Annotated in this window: 13 protein-coding genes; 5 read left to right on the top strand and 8 right to left on the bottom strand. The window is 61.0% G+C overall.

Going from position 1 to position 16,403, the window contains the following annotated elements; genetic code table 11:
* Positions 1 to 11: 11 nt before the first annotated feature.
* Entirely contained in the window at positions 12 to 1,076 is a 1,065-nt protein-coding gene (locus tag OVA07_RS06990; protein ID WP_268170741.1) for a LacI family DNA-binding transcriptional regulator, read from the bottom strand.
* Between the two features lie 106 nt (positions 1,077 to 1,182).
* On the opposite strand from OVA07_RS06990, the gene xylB reads away from it, so the two are divergent.
* Entirely contained in the window at positions 1,183 to 2,622 is a 1,440-nt protein-coding gene (gene xylB, locus OVA07_RS06985; RefSeq protein ID WP_268170740.1) for a xylulokinase, read from the top strand.
* A 115-nt stretch (positions 2,623 to 2,737) separates the two neighbouring features.
* Positions 2,738 to 4,051, top strand: coding sequence for a xylose isomerase (xylA, locus tag OVA07_RS06980; protein ID WP_268172641.1), 1,314 nt, complete (start codon positions 2,738 to 2,740; stop codon positions 4,049 to 4,051).
* Positions 4,052 to 4,131: 80 nt separating this feature from the next.
* On the opposite strand, the gene OVA07_RS06975 is transcribed toward xylA, so the two are convergent.
* A complete protein-coding gene (locus OVA07_RS06975) occupies positions 4,132 to 5,823 on the bottom strand; it encodes a GMC oxidoreductase (protein ID WP_268170739.1) in 1,692 nt (563 codons plus the stop codon).
* A gap of 46 nt (positions 5,824 to 5,869) precedes the next feature.
* Positions 5,870 to 6,346, bottom strand: coding sequence for a gluconate 2-dehydrogenase subunit 3 family protein (locus OVA07_RS06970; protein WP_268170738.1), 477 nt, complete (start codon positions 6,344 to 6,346; stop codon positions 5,870 to 5,872).
* A 155-nt stretch (positions 6,347 to 6,501) separates the two neighbouring features.
* On the opposite strand from OVA07_RS06970, the gene OVA07_RS06965 reads away from it, so the two are divergent.
* Both OVA07_RS06965 and OVA07_RS06960 read left to right on the top strand, forming a co-directional pair.
* A complete protein-coding gene (locus OVA07_RS06965) occupies positions 6,502 to 7,713 on the top strand; it encodes an MFS transporter (RefSeq protein WP_268170737.1) in 1,212 nt (403 codons plus the stop codon).
* 22 nt (positions 7,714 to 7,735) lie between these two features.
* Positions 7,736 to 8,719: a sugar phosphate isomerase/epimerase family protein gene (locus tag OVA07_RS06960; RefSeq protein ID WP_268170736.1), complete on the top strand. Its 984-nt coding sequence runs from the start codon at positions 7,736 to 7,738 to the stop codon at positions 8,717 to 8,719.
* A gap of 220 nt (positions 8,720 to 8,939) precedes the next feature.
* Here the strand turns inward: OVA07_RS06960 and OVA07_RS06955 are convergent, their stop codons facing one another.
* The 3 genes from OVA07_RS06955 to OVA07_RS06945 form a co-directional block, all read right to left on the bottom strand.
* Positions 8,940 to 9,677 (bottom strand): energy transducer TonB, encoded by a 738-nt coding sequence (locus tag OVA07_RS06955; protein WP_268170735.1) that lies wholly within the window; start codon positions 9,675 to 9,677, stop codon positions 8,940 to 8,942.
* A gap of 232 nt (positions 9,678 to 9,909) precedes the next feature.
* Positions 9,910 to 10,842, bottom strand: a complete 933-nt coding sequence (locus OVA07_RS06950) for an electron transfer flavoprotein subunit alpha/FixB family protein (RefSeq protein WP_268170218.1) — start codon at positions 10,840 to 10,842, stop codon at positions 9,910 to 9,912.
* On the bottom strand, positions 10,842 to 11,588 hold the full coding sequence (locus tag OVA07_RS06945; protein WP_268170219.1) for an electron transfer flavoprotein subunit beta/FixA family protein: 747 nt from the start codon (positions 11,586 to 11,588) through the stop codon (positions 10,842 to 10,844). Before OVA07_RS06945 ends, OVA07_RS06950 begins: the two co-directional genes overlap by 1 nt.
* 287 nt (positions 11,589 to 11,875) lie before the next feature.
* On the opposite strand from OVA07_RS06945, the gene OVA07_RS06940 reads away from it, so the two are divergent.
* On the top strand, positions 11,876 to 12,487 hold the full coding sequence (locus OVA07_RS06940) for a thioredoxin family protein (protein WP_268170734.1): 612 nt from the start codon (positions 11,876 to 11,878) through the stop codon (positions 12,485 to 12,487).
* A gap of 78 nt (positions 12,488 to 12,565) precedes the next feature.
* On the opposite strand, the gene OVA07_RS06935 is transcribed toward OVA07_RS06940, so the two are convergent.
* Both OVA07_RS06935 and OVA07_RS06930 read right to left on the bottom strand, forming a co-directional pair.
* Positions 12,566 to 14,926, bottom strand: a complete 2,361-nt coding sequence (locus OVA07_RS06935; RefSeq protein ID WP_268170733.1) for a TonB-dependent receptor — start codon at positions 14,924 to 14,926, stop codon at positions 12,566 to 12,568.
* 417 nt (positions 14,927 to 15,343) lie between these two features.
* Complete coding sequence (locus OVA07_RS06930) at positions 15,344 to 16,399, bottom strand: sugar phosphate isomerase/epimerase family protein (protein ID WP_268170732.1); 1,056 nt, start codon at positions 16,397 to 16,399, stop codon at positions 15,344 to 15,346.
* Positions 16,400 to 16,403: the final 4 nt, after the last annotated feature.

Genomic DNA, 16,403 nt, shown 5'->3' with positions numbered 1-16,403 from the left:
TTTGCGGGTGTTCAATTGGCAGGCGCGGGGCCATCAGACCCCCGTTGGATCAATTCGAATTCCAGTCTTTGCTGGCGCGCTTGCGTGCCCGCGCCCGGTCGTCCGCTTTCGACCAGCAAACGCACGGCGGCCTGCGACATGGCGGCAACGGGCTGGCGAATGGTGGTGAGTTCGGGCCAGGTGGCGGTGGCCATGGCGGTATCGTCAAACCCGGTGACCGAAAGATCGCGCGGCACGTCCAGCCCCAGCCGATGCGCGGCGGCGACAGCGGCGGCGGCCATATCGTCGTTGCTGGCGAAGATCGCGGTGGGGCGGTGCGGCAGGGCCAGCAGCGTTTCGGCAGCGGCAAGGCCTGAGCGATAGGTGAAATCGCCCGCGGCGATAAGCGCGGGATCGGGCGCGACGCCCGCCTGTTCCAGCGCGGCGGTGAAGCCTTCAAGGCGCAGGGCGCTGGCGGTTTGATTGGGGTTTCCGGTGATGAAGCCAATGCGGCGGTGGCCCTGCGCGACAAGGTGCGTGGCCATGGCGTGGGCGGCGGCGCGATCATCGATGGTAACGGCGTGGCCGCCAAGATCGGGCGCGCCGGTGGCGATGCGGGCCAGCGTCAGCCCTTCTGCTGAAAGCGCCGCGATGACGGCGGCGTCATCGCACAAGGGCGGGGGCAGCAGCACGGCATGGACGCGGTGCTTGCGCAGGCGGGCGGCAAGATGCGGGGCGGATTCGGGCGGGTCATATTGTTCGACCACCAGCATGGCGTTGCTGGCCGTAGCCGCGCCAAGGCTGCCGATCAGAAATTCGCTGAGGTAGGCCGCGCTGGGGTTGGCGTGGAGCAGCGCGATGCGCAATTGCCGGGCGCCAGCAAGACTGCGCGCGGCGGGATTGGGAACATATCCCAGCGCGGCAATGGCGGCCTGCACCTTTTCGCGCGTCGCATCGGTAACGCCGGGATCGCAATTGACCACGCGGCTGACCGACATGGCGGAAACCCCTGCAAGGCGCGCGACATCGGCCACGGTCGCCCCCGCACTGGCGCGCCGCCTGCTTTGCCGTTCAGTCTGTGTGATTACGCCCGTCATCCGATCCCTTGTTAGGCGGTTCGTCTTTGCCTGCAAACCGCCTCTTGCCATCATGGCAATGTTAGCGCTAACGTCAAGAGCGGAGACGGAAGCGGAAGGCGAGTTCATGTTCCTGGGAATCGATATCGGCACGTCCGGCGTGAAAGCCGTGTTGCTGGAGGAAAATGGCGCGATTGCCGCGCAGGCGAGCGCCCCGCTGGAGGTGAGCCGTCCGCAGCCGATGTGGTCTGAACAAGACCCCGATTCGTGGGTGGCGGCGACCGAAGCGGCAGTGCTGGGCCTTCCGGCAGATCTGCGCCGCGCGGTGAAAGGCGTGGGTCTTGCCGGGCAAATGCACGGGGCAACGCTGCTGGGTGCCGATGACAGGCCGCTGCGCCCCGCAATCCTGTGGAACGATGGGCGCTGCATGGCCGAATGCGCCGAACTGGAAGCGGCAGAACCACGGACCCGCGCCATTACCGGCAACATCGCCATGCCCGGATTTACCGCGCCCAAGCTGTTGTGGGTGCGCAACCATGAGCCGGAAGTGTTTGCAAAAGTGCGCACCGTCCTGCTGCCCAAGGATTACGTGCGGCTGGCGCTCACCGGGGACAAGGCTGCGGACATGGCCGACAGCGCGGGGACGCTGTGGCTGGACGTGGCGGCGCGCGACTGGTCTGACGCGATGCTGGCGGCGTGTGGGCTTTCCCGCGACATGATGCCCAAGCTGTACGAAGGCAATGCGGTGACGGGCGTGCTGAGCGCCGATGTGGCCGCGCGCTGGGGCATGGCACAGGTGCCGGTGGCAGCGGGCGGCGGCGACAATGCTGCCGGTGCGGCGGGCGTTGGTGTGGTGAATGATGGCGATGCGCTGCTATCTTTAGGCACATCGGGCGTGATCTTTGTGGCGACGCGCGATTTCCGGCCCAATCCGGCGCGGGCAGTCCATGCCTTTTGCCATTGCCTGCCGGGGCTGTGGCACCAGATGAGCGTGCATTTGTCCGCCGCCAGCTGCCTTGACTGGGCGGCGAAGGTGATGGGCGTGGATGTGCCGGGGCTGCTGGCGCTGGCGGAAAGGGCGGACCCTGCAAGCGGGCCGGAACTGTTCCTGCCCTATCTGTCGGGCGAGCGCACGCCATACAACGATCCTGCGGTGCGCGGGGCGTTCCTGCGGCTGGGCAACGAAAGCGGGCCGGAGCAGATGGCCGCCGCCGTGCTGGAAGGTGTGGCCTTTGCCCATGCCGATGGGCTGGACGCGCTGCGCGAGGCTGGGACGCAGATTTCGGCACTGTCAGTGATTGGCGGCGGAGCGCGGTCGCGCCACTGGGGCCGCATTCTGGCATCGGTGCTGAACGTGCGGCTGGACTATCTGGAAGGGGGCGAGGTTGGCCCGGCACTGGGCGCGGCCAAGCTGGCGCAGATGGCCGTGACCGGGGCCGATGCGGCGCAGGTTTGCGCCCGCCCGCCGCTTTCCCATTCAATCGAACCTGACCGGGAACTGGCCGAACGGCTAGCCCCGAAACTTGCCGCATTCCGCGCCGCCTATGGCGCTGTTCGCGCTCTTTGATGTTTACGGCACCGGCCCGCTCCCCCGGCCCGACCACCCATAGGATATCCTGTCGGGTGGTCGGGCCGGGGGAGCGGGCCGGTGCCGCCACACAGATTCTCTGAAAGGAAGCATGATGTCTGCCGACTATTTTGCCGAGTTCGCCACGGTCCGTTACGAAGGTCCGGACAGCGACAACGACCTTGCCTATCGCTGGTATGACAAGGACCGCGTGATCCTGGGCAAGCGCATGGAAGACCACCTGCGCTTTGCGGTGTGCATGTGGCACACCTTCTGCTGGCCGGGCAGCGATGTGTTTGGCGCGGGCACATTCACCCGTCCGTGGCTGCAAGGCCCGATGGATGCCAAGAACGCGGCTGCCAAGCGCGAAGCAGCGTTGTCGTTTGTCGAGAAGCTGGACGTGCCGTTCTATTGCTTCCACGACGTTGACGTGATGGCCGATGCCGACGGGATCAGCGATTTCCGCAAGAGCTTTGCGCAAGCCGTCGATCACCTTGAAGAACTTCAGGGCAAGCATGGCCGCAAGCTGCTGTGGGGCACAGCCAACCTGTTTGGCCATCCGCGTTACATGGCAGGCGCTGCCACCAATCCCGATCCGGAAGTGTTCGCATGGGGCGCAAGCCAGGTGCGCGATGCGCTGGAAGCGACGCACCGGCTGGGCGGCGCGAACTATGTGCTGTGGGGCGGTCGTGAAGGCTATGACAGCATTCTGAACACCGAAATCGGCATCGAGCAGGAAAACTTTGGCCGTTTCCTGAGCCTTGTGGTCGACCACAAGCACAAGATCGGGTTCAAGGGCACGATCCTGATCGAACCCAAGCCGCACGAGCCGACCAAGCACCAGTACGACTTCGACACCCAGACCGTTTACGGCTTTCTCAAGCGTTTTGGCCTTGAGAACGAGGTCAAGGTGAACATCGAGGCCAACCACGCCACGCTTTCGGGCCACACGTTCGAGCATGAACTGGCGATGGCGCGTGCGCTGGGCATTCTGGGTTCGATCGACGCCAACCGTGGCGATCACCAGAACGGCTGGGACACCGACCAATTCCCCAATTCGGTCGAAGAACTGACGCTGGCGCTACTGGAACTGGTACGTTCGGGCGGGTTCACCGACGGCGGCTTCAATTTTGATGCCAAAGTGCGCCGCCAGTCGATTGACGCGGCAGACCTGTTCCACGGCCACATCGGCGGGATCGACACGATCGCCCACGCGCTGATCAAGGCCGCCGCGCTGATCGAAGATGGCAAGCTGGATGCATTCCGGGCCCAACGCTATGCCGGGTGGCAGGGTGAACTGGGCCGCGCAATCCACGCCGATGGCGCATCGCTGGCCGGGATTGCCGACATCGCGGTGGAGCGCAACCTTGCGCCGGTGCGCAAGTCGGGCCGTCAGGAATGGTGCGAAAACCTTATCAACCGGGTCTAATTCTGCCTGATTGACAGTAAAAAGGCCGGGAAGCCCCAACGCTTCCCGGCCTTGTTTGTGGGCCTATCTGATCGCTGCGATCAGATCGTGCCCGCCTTGAGGAATTCGGTCGCGTGGTGTGCCGCGCGGGCCGCCAGCGCCATGTAGGTGAGCGAGGGGTTCTGGCAGCCGCCGGATGCCATGGCCGCGCCATCGGTGATGAACAGGTTGGGCACGTCATGCGCCTGATTGTACTTGTTCAGCACCGACGTCTTGGGATCCTTGCCCATGGTGGCCGTGCCCATTTCGTGGATACCAAGGCCCGGCGGCACCAGTTCGGTGCGCGCCTGCACGATCTTGCCGCCAGCCGCTTCGATCATCGCCTTGCCATCGGCAAGGATGGCCTTGGCCATCTTCTTGTCGTTTTCGCCATGGGCGCAATCGATGTGGACCAGCGGAATGCCCCACTGATCGACCTTGCTGGCGTGGAGCGTGACGCGGTTGTTGGGATCGGGCAGCATTTCGCCAAAGCCTGAAAAGAATGTCATCCAATCGCCCGGCTTGCGCACGCGGTCCTTGAGTTCCACGCCAACGCCCGGCGTGGACGAGGCGACCGAGCGCCAGCCGGTGCGCTGCACCGAACCCTGGAAACCATAACCACGCACGAAATCGGTTTCTTCGGCACCGCCCGGCAGGTTGCGATAGCGTGGGATATAAAGCCCGTTCGGACGGCGGCCCTTATAGACTGTTTCCGGTCCCGGCATGATCGCCGCATAGCCCAGACCATAGAGGTGATCGGTAAGACCGCGGCCCACCATGTCCGACGAGTTGGCAAGGCCGCGCGGATGGGCTTCGCTCTTGGAATTGAGCAGGATCTGCGCGGTGGGGATGGTCGAGGCGTTGAGGAATATCACCTTCGCTTCGTAAACGCGGCCTTCCTTGGTGTTCTGGTCAATCACGCGGACGCCGGTAGCCTTGCCCGTCTTGGGATCGGTGATGATCGAATGGGCGATGGCATCGGTTACAATGGTCAGATTGCCGGTCGCCTCTGCCGCCGGAAGCGACGAGGACAGGCTGGAGTGATAGGCGCCCAGCGAGCAGCCGCGTTCGCACAGCGAGCGGTTCATGCACTGGTTGCGGCCCAATGCCGTGTGATGCTCTTTCGGCTCGGTCAGGTGGGCACAGCGACCGATGATGACCTTGCGATCGGGGAAATTGCTTTCCACCCCAGCCTTGAACGCCTTTTCGCCGTCGTTCATCGCCATGGCAGGCAGGAACTTGCCATCGGGAAGCTGCGGCAGCCCTTCCATCGAACCGGAAACGCCGATGAAGGTTTCAACGTGGTCATACCACGGGGCAAGATCGGCATAGCGAATCGGCCAGTCGGCACCGTGGCCGTCGCGCGCGTTGGACTGGAAATCCATTTCCGACATGCGATAGGTCTGACGGCCCCACATGATCGAACGCCCGCCAAGGTGATAGCCGCGAATCCACCAGAACGGCTTGTCTTCAGGCATCGAATAGGGGTGTTCGCTGTCCTTTACCCAATATTGCTGGGTGGCGGTGGAAACGGCATAGCAGTGACGCTGAATCTGGTAATCGCGGGCCAGTTCTTCTTCGGGAATGGCGCCTGCGTTGGGCACGTCCCACGGCTGGAGCATGTCGGTATAGGACGCGCCATGTTCCATTTTCTTGCCACGCTCGATCACGAGCGTCTTGAGGCCGCGTTCGCACAGTTCCTTGGCGGCAATACCGCCGCTCATGCCCGATCCGATGACGATTGCGTCAAACATTGTATTCTCTCCCCGCACTCCGTTGAGCGCGTAAATCATGCAGAAATCAGAAGAACGACATGCCCGCCCATGCGCGCGTTTCAGACGTGATGGGCAGCGATGGTTCGAACGCGCCCGGTGCATGTTCGTAACGCAGTTCCTGCGTCGCGCCGGGTTCGGAATTGTAATAGAGAATCAGGAACAAATCGCGCATCCGCTTGTAATCGGGCGCAGAAAAGTTCGCCGCGTCATAGGCCTTGAGCACGGCCAGACGGTCCTTGGCGGACAGCTTGGAAAACGCCTTGCCCTTGGCCATCATTCCCGCGGCATCGATTGCGTCAAGCCGGGCAAGGAAGGCGGTCCGGGTTGCAGGCGCAGCCCATTTTGCCAACATGGCGGCAAACAGCGCAGGCACGCCTGCATCGACCGCACCCGGTGTATCGGTGCGCGGGATGTAAGTGTCGGCCAGAGCTTTGACCAAAGCCATCTGCGGCGCGGGCAAAGCAGGGGCTGGATTCGCGGCAAGAGCGCTTGCAGGGAGCATCGACACGCCCAAAATGGCAGCCAAAGAACCTAGAAAATCACGCCTTTCCAAAGGAATACCTTGCATCTGCCACTCTCCCGTTCAAAATCGTGTTGCGTCTTAGCGCGCTTGCGGCGACTATCCTTGGCAAAGGGTATGGGATCGAGGGGCTGAAATTGTCAACGCTGTCACTAAAAATTCGCCTGTTCGTCATGATGGCGCTGCAACTGGCGGTATGGGGCGCATGGGCGCCAAAGCTGTTCCCCTATATGGGAATGCTGGGATTCAGCGCGGGTCAGCAGGGTCTGATCGGCACATGCTGGGGCATTGCATCGGTGGTGGGGATCTTTTTCTCCAACCAGTTTGCCGACCGCACGTTCTCGGCTGAAAAGTTTCTGGCTGGTAGCCATGTTATCGGCGGCCTTGCGCTGCTGGGCGTGGCCTTCAGCAGCAGCTTCGTGCCGTTCTTCGTCTGCTACATGATCTACAGCCTTGTCTATGTGCCGACGCTGTCGGTGACCAACACGGTAGCGTTTACCCACCTGCCCAATCCGGCTGAGTTCGGGTCGGTGCGGTCAGGCGGCACCGTCGGCTGGATCATGGCAAGCTGGCCTTTTGTGTTCCTGCTGGGCGCACAGGCCGATGCATCGCAAGTACGGCTGATCTTCGTGGTTGCGGCGGTAATCTCGTTCGTGATGGCAGCGTTCTCGCTGACCCTGCCCCACACCCCGCCCAAGACCGGCGGCGATGTGGACAAGCTGGCATGGCGGCGCGCGCTGGGCCTGCTGAAGAAGCCGGTGGTGGCGGTACTGTTCCTTGTCACCTTCATCGATTCGGTTGTTCACAACGGCTACTTCGTGCTGTCGGATGCGTTCCTGACCAACCGCGTGGGCATTGCCGGCAACCTTTCCATGGTGGTGCTCAGCCTTGGGCAGGTCGCCGAAATCCTGACCATGCTGGTGCTGGGCACGGTTCTGGCCAAGCTAGGCTGGCGCTGGACGATGATCGTGGGCATCCTTGGCCACGCGGCGCGCTTCCTGGCGTTCTCGTTTATGGCAGACAGCATTCCGGCGATCATCGCGGTGCAGTTGTTGCATGGCATCTGCTACGCCTTCTTCTTTGCCACCGTGTACATCTTCGTCGACGAAGCCTTCCCCAAGGATGTGCGTTCATCGGCGCAGGGGCTGTTCAACCTGCTGATTCTGGGCGTGGGCAACATGGTGGCAAGCTTCGCCTTCCCGGCCATTGTCGCCAACCTGACCGGGCCGGACGGCGTGGTGGATTATACCACGGTGTTCCTGGTGCCTGCGGGCCTTGCAGCTCTTGGCGCGCTGCTGCTGCTGGTGGCGTTCCGTCCTGACACGCACGGGCCAGCCAAGGTCGCGTAATCAAAATTCGGGAGATTCCGAGATGACTTCAACCATTATCGACCGTCGTTCGCTGCTGGCCGCATTGGGTGCGGCAGGGGCGCTGGCCATGGCGGAAACGCCTGTTTTTGCCCGCGCGGCAAAGGGCGGCAAGCCGTTCTTCAAGCGGATCGGCAAGCCGATTGGGCTGCAGCTTTACACGCTGGGCGACAAGCCGACCAAGGATCTGGACGGCACGCTGGCCAAGCTGGCAGCGATCGGCTTTACCGATATCGAACTGCCCAACTTCTACAACCGCACCCCGGCCGATCTGCGCGCGGCGGCGGACAAGGCGGGCGTTCGCTACAGCTCGATCCACATGAACATGCCGGGGCCGTTTACCGGCGGCGCGCTCAACCTGCTCAGCCCCGCACAGCAGATTGCCGATGGGCTGAACACGCTGGGCATCTATCAGGTGTTCCTGCCGCTGTGCCCTCTGCCCGAAGGCTTTTCGATCCCCGAAGGCAAGAACCCGCAGGTCGCCATCGGCGATGCCCTGCGCGCGGCGGGCGCAGACCACTGGAAGCGCACGGCGCAACTGCTGAACGAACGTGGCGCGGCGCTGAAGCCCTATGGCATCAAGCTGGGCTACCACAACCACAACATGGAATTCGCCCCGCTGAACGGCGGCGTGACCGGGTGGGACATTCTGGTGAAGGAAACCGACCCTGCGCTGGTCAACTTCGAACTGGACCTTGGCTGGACGTCAGCGGCCGGGCTGGACCCGGTGGTGGAACTGGGCAAGCTGAAAGGCCGGGTTAAGGCCGTCCACGTCAAGGACATCAAGGCCACGACCAAGACCAATTACGTGATGAGCCAGGACCCGACCGAAGTGGGTTCTGGCCGTCTGCAGTGGGCAAAGATCCTGCCTGCCGCACTGGCCGCCGGCGTTGAACACTATTACGTCGAGCAGGAGCCGCCGTTCGCGATGGACCGGCTGGACGCCGTGACCAAGAGCCACGGATTCCTGTCGCGCTTTGTCGCCTGAACACGGCTGATCGCGGGATTATCGAGGGGGGAGTCTTCGGGCTTCCCCCTTTTTCTTTGGCGAACAAACATTTCTGTCAGTTGCGCAAAAAGAAAGGCTGGTCCGAAGACCAGCCTTGGAAAGTTTGGGAGAGGATGCCTGAAAGGCCTGTCCTATGTGCGGCTGAAGCGGTGATTCCGCAAGTGCGAAGGATGGAAGTTCAGTTGCGGAAAATGCAACATCAGCGCCGGTTGAGCCAGCGAACGCTTTCAACATAGTAGCTGGGAACCGGACCGCCTTTTTCATCGCGGGCTGGATGGAAGCGGGCGCGCTTCATCAAAAGGTCGCAGGTCAGTTTTTGAAAGCTGGCGTCCATCGTGCCGCGCTGAACATGGCAGGATGCTGGCGATCCATCGGCGTCCACCATCAGCCTGAAGAACACCATGCTGCTTACCCCGCTCCTGAGCGCACCAGCCGGATAATCCCCACTGCGCAACCAGCCTGCAGGACTGGTCACGGGAATGGGCGGGCTGATGAGACTGGCCTGCTGGAGAGGGTTCAGCCCCCACCCTGTCATCAGGTTGGCGGTGCATTTGTCCATTTCGGCCATAACACCCTTCAGCGGACCGAAATGCAGATCGAACGTGCGGGAATTTATGGTGAGCGAAAAGTGCCGGATCTTGGCGACAGCATCGGCATCAGGTGCGCCAGCTTCCAGCACAGGCCGCTTTGGCCAAAGAATATGGAATGTGCCCAGCGCCAGCACCGGGGTTTTCTCTTTCCCCAGCGTGCCATTCATCGCTTCGGCCTTCTTGTACGTGGCCGCATCACTTCCGAAGCCAGCCGTGTATGGCACGATCAAGCCGCTGCCGGGCCGCAACACCTTGCCCACCACGGTCACATCGAGTTCCTGTGCGGGGCTGAACTTTTCCATGACAAGTTCGATCTGGTCGTCGCCCGCCCCGAAAGTGCGTCCCATGCGGCAACTGTCATCGGCATAGTAGACCTGCCAAGGCGACGATGCGTTCAGCAGAGCTACTTTTGGGGCAGCGACAGCCGGGAAAGAACCGCCGCATAGTGCAACGATCGATGATGCCAGAAACGTGATACAATTGCGCATGTCGAAGAAATAGCTGCACATTGTTACACTGAAAACCAAAAAGGCCCCGCTGATTAGGCGGGGCCTTTGATGTAGCGTTGAGCCGGTGGCTTCACAGTTTCCCGGTAAGTTCCGGTACGATGGTGAAGAGGTCGCCAACGAGGCCGATGTCGGCGACCTGGAAGATGGGGGCGTCTTCGTCCTTGTTGATGGCGATGATGGTCTTGGAGTCCTTCATGCCGGCAAGGTGCTGGATCGCGCCGGAGATGCCGACCGCGATGTAGACTTCGGGCGCGACGATCTTGCCGGTCTGGCCGACCTGATAGTCGTTGGGCACGTAGCCTGCGTCGACCGCGGCGCGGCTGGCGCCGATGCCCGCGCCCAGCTTGTCGGCCAGCGGGGTGATCGTCGCTTCGAAGGTCGCGGCGTCCTTCAGCGCGCGGCCGCCCGATACGATGATCTTGGCGCTGGTCAGTTCAGGGCGTTCGCTCTTGGCGATTTCGGCGCTGATGAAGGTGGAAAGGCCGCTGTCGGGCGTGGCGGTGGCGGCTTCGACGCTGGCGCTGCCGCCCGTGGCTTCGGCCTTGGCAAAGGCGGTGCCGCGCACGGTGATGACCAGCTTGGCGTCGCTGGATTCGACCGTGGCGATGGCGTTGCCGGCATAGATCGGACGGGTGAAGGTCTTAGGGCCTTCGACCGAGAGAATGTCCGAGATCTGCATGACATCGAGCAGCGCGGCCACGCGCGGGGCGACGTTCTTGCCGGTGGTGGTGGCGGGCGCAACAAAGGCGTCGTAGCCTGCCATCAGGCCCGCAATCAGCGGCGCGACGTTTTCTGCCAGCGCATTGGCATAGGCCGCGTCATCAGCCTTGATGACCTTGGCCACGCCTGCGATCTGCGCGGCGGCAGTGGCCGCGCCATCGCAGGCGGCTCCGACGACAAGGGCAGTCACTTCGCCAAGCTGGGCAGCGGCGGTGACGGCGGCCAGCGTTGCATCCTTGACCGATGCGTTGTCGTGTTCGACCCAAACGAGAACGTTCGACATCAGGCTACTCCCAGTTCCTTGAGCTTGGCGACAAGTGCATCGACATCGGCCACCTTGATCCCGGCGCTGCGCACCGGCGGTTCGGTGACTTTCAGCGTCTTGAGGCGGGGCGCGGTGTCGACGCCGTAATCGGCAGGCGTCTTGTTCGCCAAGGGCTTGGACTTGGCCTTCATGATGTTGGGCAGGCTGGCATAGCGCGGCTCGTTCAAACGAAGGTCGGTGGTGACCACTGCGGGCAGGGCCAGCTTCACCGTTTCAAGGCCGCCATCGACCTCGCGCTTGACCACGACCGAATCGCCTTCAACCGCAACTTCGTTGGCAAAGGTGCCCTGCGGACGGCCCAGCAGTGCGGCGACCATCTGGCCCACCTGATTGCTGTCATCGTCGATCGCCTGCTTGCCGGTGATGATCAGGCCGGGGGCCTCTTCATCGGCAATGCCCTTGATGATCTTGGCCACAGCCAGAGGTTCAACCTCATCATCGCTCTGCACCAGAATGGCCCGGTCAGCGCCCATCGCCAGCGCCGTGCGCAAGGTTTCCTGCGCCTTGGCCGGTCCCACCGACACCGCCACAATCTCGCTCACCACGCCCTTTTCCTTCAGGCGAATGGCTTCCTCAACCGCGATCTCGTCAAACGGGTTCATGCTCATCTTCACGTTCGCAAGATCAACTCCCGTACCATCCGCCTTCACTCGAGGCTTCACGTTGTAGTCAATCACGCGCTTCACGCAGACAAGGGCCTTCATCGGCTGCACTCCTGACGTTGTTTCTGTCACCTTAACGGTGCGCGGCACCGCCGCAAATCCTAACCGGATTTGGCGATGGCGCGGATTTGAGGGGCTGTCCACGGTAAAATTGCAAAGGTGCAAAGCGAAACTTTGCAGCATGCAAGCCATCGGCCCGGCATTCCATCCAGAAGCGCAAACATTATGCATAGGGTCAGGCAAAGTCATCGCGCATCCCTTGCGGCGCAAACTTGCCCCAACCTGCATTTGCCAATACAAGAATAATAATTCTATTTTGGAGGATGCAGATGCTGAGGCTTTCACGACAGCTTGACTACGGCAAACCCGCGCCGGATTTTGCGCTGCCCGACACCGACGGGGAAATCCGCACGCTGGGAGAATTTTCCGATAGCCCTGCCCTGCTAGTGGCGTTCATCTGCAACCACTGTCCGTTCGTACTGCACGTGCTGGACGGCTTCATCGACTTTGCCCGTGAATATGCGCCCAAAGGCCTGCAAGTGGTGGCGATTTCAACGAACTGGCCAGACGATTACCCCGAAGACGATTATCCGCACATGCAGAAACTGGCGCGCGAGAAGGAGTTCCCCTTCCCCTACCTTCACGATGATAGTCAAGACGTGGCACTGGCCTATAACGCCATCTGCACACCGGACTTCTTCCTCTACGACCGGGACCGGCTGCTGTATTACGCAGGCCAGTTCGATGCCAGCCGCCCCAGGATCAACCGCCCACCCGTGCCCGGCATGGCCCCTTTGCGCACAGACCTGCCCGTAACCGGCGAAGACATGCGCCGCGCAGTGGACGCGATTCTGGCGGGAAAGCCTGCGCCCCAGCCGCAGCAGCCCAGCGCCGGATGCAGCATCAAGTGGCGTGCAGGCAAAGACCCTTCGTGGGGGTGATGTTCGCCCGGAACGGCAGGCACAAAAAAAGGGGAGCGAGAACCGCTCCCCTTTCTGTTTTGGACCTTGGCGCCGGACTTAGAAGTCGACGCTGACACGGACGCCGTAAGTGCGCGGCGTACCGAACTGCCAGTTGAACACGTCGTCGGAACCTGCGGCAACGAAGCTGCCGTAGGTCAGCGGGCGTTCGTCTTCGAGATTCTTGACGAAAGCCTGCACCGAGAACTTACCGCTTTCCGGCTTCCACAGCAGCGAAAGGTCGGTCTGGGTGAACGCCTTCTGCTGACCATCGCGGTAGTTGTAGAAGTCGGTGAAATAGCTGCTCTTGAACGTGGTGAAGGCAGATGCCGTCACCGTGCCCGCGCTGGCCAGATCAAAAATGTGATCGTAGCCGACGGTGATGACCCATTCCGGCGAGAAGGCCGGACGGTTGCCCGCAAAGTTCGGCTGCTGCACGCCAGCGGTGTTCGGATCGAGATCGCCCACGCCGGTACGGTCTGCACCGGTGCCAGCCACGGTGAAGACGTTGAACTGCGCGGCCAGATCCTTGTATTCGGCATTCAGGTAGTTTGCCGAAACGCTGAACGTGTCGTTGTCGCTGAGCTTGAATTCGCCCGACGCCTCGATGCCCCAGATCTTCGCCTTACCGGCATTGAAAGTCTGGCCGCCGACAGTGGTATCCAGCAGAACCGAAACCTGCAGGTCGCGGTAGTCGTAGTAGAACGCACCAAGATTGAACTGATGCTGGCTGGTTTCACCGAACGACTGCTTCCATCCGAGTTCGTAGGCGGTGTTGGTTTCAGGCTTATAAATGCCAACCGAGTCAAAGCCGCCGCCCTTGAAGCCAGTCGACGCCTTGGCGAAGATAAGCGTGTCGGAGTTGGGCTTGTAGTTTACGCCAGCAAGCCAGGTGATCTTGTCTTCTTCACTGCCCAGGTTGAGCACCTGCGCATTGATCGCGTCAACATCCTTGCGCGCTGAACCAGCATTGAACAGTGCCGGGTTGGGTCCGCCGATGACAGTGACTGTGCCGTTGCTGTTATAGACGTAGCGGGCGAAGGCAGAGCCGTTCTTGTAAAGCGCGTCGCGCGAGTTCTTGGTGTAGCGCAGACCACCGACGAACGTGACGGTTTCAGCCACCGGCACTTCAACCTGGCCGAACAGCGACTTGCTGTCGCTGGTGACGTTGCGGACGAAATACGACAGATAGGTGCCGTTCGCGCCAATCGGGAGGAAGAAGCCGTTTTCGCGGTTGAGCTGTTCCTTGAAGTAGAAGCCGCCAATCTGATAGATAACGCCGCCAACTTCGCCGTTGAGGCGCAGTTCGTGGCTTTGCGTCTTGGCCACGTCTTCGAAGGTGAACGAACGATAGATCACCGGCAAGGTCAGGAAGCTGCCCTGATCGAAGTTGCGATAGCCGCCGATGTAGCTGAGCGTTGCAGCATCGCTGAATTCATAGGCGATACGGCCGCGCACCGCCCAGGTCTTCTGGTCGATATTGCCAAGGCCGAAGGCCGGACCAGTATAGGAGCTGCGATCGACACCGCTCAGCAGATTAGTCGTCGAAGGAATGCAAAGCGTCTGCGCGTAAGCAGGTGCGACACGTTCAAAACCGCTGGCATTGCAACCCGGTCCCTTGGGGCCGACAGCATTGAGATCGGCATAGGCGAACGCAGCTGGCGTGAAGTGACGTTCGGCATATTCGCCAGCCAGATTGATCGACAGCTTGTCCGTGGGATCAAGCCGCAGCGAAGCGCGACCGCCGTAAGCTTCGTTGTCGTCCGAACGCGCATTCAGGTTTGGGTGATAGATGTAGCCGTCACGCTTTTCATAAAAGCCTGCAACGCGCAGCGCGGCGATATCGCCTGCCGGAACGTCGACCCCGCCATCGAGGCGCACAGCATCATAGTTGCCGTAGCTGGCAACGAAGTTGGCACCGAAATCCTTGCCCGGCTTGCGGGTGATGAAGTTGATGGCACCGCCGGTCGAGTTACGGCCATAGAGCGTGCCCTGCGGGCCGCGCAGCACTTCGACGCGATCCATGTCGAACATCGAAACGCCCAGCACGTTGGGGCGGTTGATATATTCGCCATCGACGTTGACGACGACCGAGGTGTCCTGCGCTTCGTCAGCCGAGCCGGTGCCGACACCGCGGACGGTGACTTTAACCGTGCCCTGATCCTGGTTGAGCTGGACGACCGGGGCGATCTTGCCCACGTCATTCATGTTCGAGAAGCCTGCGTTCTGCAGTTCTTCCGCACCAACCACGTTCATCACAATGGGAACGTCGTTGACGTTCTGTGCACGGTTCTGCGCGGTGACGATGATGACGTTGGGATCAACCTCGTTCGCAGCACTTTCCTGCGCGTGCGCCGGAAGGGCAAACGCAAGAGCAGATGCCCCTGCAAAAAGGGCACGAGTGTAGAGTGACTTCGGCATAATGGCTTTCCTCCCCATGTGGCGCCTGATGACGCGCTACCGTTTAACGGATTAGAATTTTAAAAACTAGAACATAAATTCTATTGAAAATGAACCGTTGTCAAGCCTGTCGGCGAAAGCCCGTTTTCACTGGCTTTTCGGGCACTGCCGCAGAACGGGCATTGGGTAAAATAGTGATTCTTTCAGTTGCCATAGGCCCAGCCTTTGGATGGCTGTGTAACCGAGATAGCGAGTCCTTCCCTGACAATAGGACTACGCCCGACCTCCAGATACAGAAAGAAAATTGATTTTATGATTCTTGATAAATTTCATGAATGAAATACTTGGCGCAGATAAAGAAAAAGCGCCGACCGGATGACTCCGGTCGACGCTTTTTTGTGGTTCGTCCTGAACTTATTGTGACGCGAAATTTTTCGCTTAGCCGATGCCCATCAGCTTGGCGTTAAGGGCACGATCAGCGCCACCTGCCGCAAAATCATCGAAAGCGTGCTCTGTCACCTTGATGATGTGGCGGTCAATGAAGGGCGCACCTTCGGCTGCCCCCACTTCGGGATGCTTGAGCGCACATTCCCATTCGAGCACGGCCCAACCGGCAAAGTCATTGGCTGCCATCTTGCTGAAAATCTGGCTAAAATCGACCTGACCATCACCAAGGCTGCGGAAGCGACCTGGACGATCAACCCACGATTGGTAACCGCCATAGACCCCTGAACGACCGTTCGGGCGGAACTCGGCATCCTTCACATGGAAGCACTTGATGCGTTCGTGATAGATGTCGATGAAAGCCAGATAGTCGAGCTGCTGCAGCACGAAATGGCTGGGATCGTACAAGATGTTGGCGCGCGGGTGGTTGCCCACACGTTCGAGGAACATTTCGAACGTCACGCCATCGTGCAGGTCTTCGCCGGGGTGGATTTCATAAGCCACATCGACGCCGTTATCATCGAACACGTCAAGGATCGGCTTCCACCGGCGGGCGAGTTCGTCAAAGGCATCTTCGACCAGTCCTGCGGGACGCGCGGGCCAAGGATAGAAATAGGGCCATGCGAAAGCACCGGAGAACGAGGCATGAGCCTTGAGACCCAGATTTGCACTGGCCTTTGCCGCATACTTCAACTGCTGGACGGCCCATTCCTGCCGCGCGGCAGGATTGCCATGGACGGACGCTGGAGCGAAGCCATCGAACTGGGCATCGAATGCGGGATGCACAGCCACGAGCTGGCCCTGAAGGTGAGTCGAAAGCTCGGTAATGCTGAGGCCCTTGTCGGCCAACATACCGGTGATTTCATCACAATAGGTCTGGCTGGTGGCGGCCTTTTCAAGATCGAACAGGCGCGCGTCCCAGCTGGGAATCTGAATGCCCTTGTAGCCAAGGCCCGCCACCCAATCGGCAATGGCTTCCAGGCTGTTGAACGGGGCGGTATCGCCTGCAAACTGGGCAAGGAAAATACCCGGTCCCTTGATGGTCTTCATATCT

The sequence above is a fragment of the Novosphingobium sp. SL115 genome (assembly GCF_026672515.1).
Lineage (GTDB): Bacteria > Pseudomonadota > Alphaproteobacteria > Sphingomonadales > Sphingomonadaceae > Novosphingobium.
The sequence above is the reverse complement of the archived record's forward strand: the minus strand, read 5'-3'. Positions and strand labels throughout refer to the sequence as shown.

Bases quoted from the DNA above. Each gene is read 5' to 3' on its own strand.
- OVA07_RS06990 (WP_268170741.1), bottom strand. From the start codon at position 1,076: ATGACGGGCGTAATCACACAGACTGAACGGCAAAGCAGGCGGCGCGCC.
- xylB (WP_268170740.1), top strand. From the start codon at position 1,183: ATGTTCCTGGGAATCGATATCGGCACGTCCGGCGTGAAAGCCGTGTTG.
- xylA (WP_268172641.1), top strand. From the start codon at position 2,738: ATGTCTGCCGACTATTTTGCCGAGTTCGCCACGGTCCGTTACGAAGGT.
- OVA07_RS06975 (WP_268170739.1), bottom strand. From the start codon at position 5,823: ATGTTTGACGCAATCGTCATCGGATCGGGCATGAGCGGCGGTATTGCC.
- OVA07_RS06970 (WP_268170738.1), bottom strand. From the start codon at position 6,346: ATGCTCCCTGCAAGCGCTCTTGCCGCGAATCCAGCCCCTGCTTTGCCC.
- OVA07_RS06960 (WP_268170736.1), top strand. From the start codon at position 7,736: ATGACTTCAACCATTATCGACCGTCGTTCGCTGCTGGCCGCATTGGGT.
- OVA07_RS06955 (WP_268170735.1), bottom strand. From the start codon at position 9,677: ATGGGACGCACTTTCGGGGCGGGCGACGACCAGATCGAACTTGTCATG.
- OVA07_RS06950 (WP_268170218.1), bottom strand. From the start codon at position 10,842: ATGTCGAACGTTCTCGTTTGGGTCGAACACGACAACGCATCGGTCAAG.
- OVA07_RS06945 (WP_268170219.1), bottom strand. From the start codon at position 11,588: ATGAAGGCCCTTGTCTGCGTGAAGCGCGTGATTGACTACAACGTGAAG.
- OVA07_RS06940 (WP_268170734.1), top strand. From the start codon at position 11,876: ATGCTGAGGCTTTCACGACAGCTTGACTACGGCAAACCCGCGCCGGAT.
- OVA07_RS06935 (WP_268170733.1), bottom strand. From the start codon at position 14,926: ATGCCGAAGTCACTCTACACTCGTGCCCTTTTTGCAGGGGCATCTGCT.
- OVA07_RS06930 (WP_268170732.1), bottom strand. From the start codon at position 16,399: ATGAAGACCATCAAGGGACCGGGTATTTTCCTTGCCCAGTTTGCAGGC.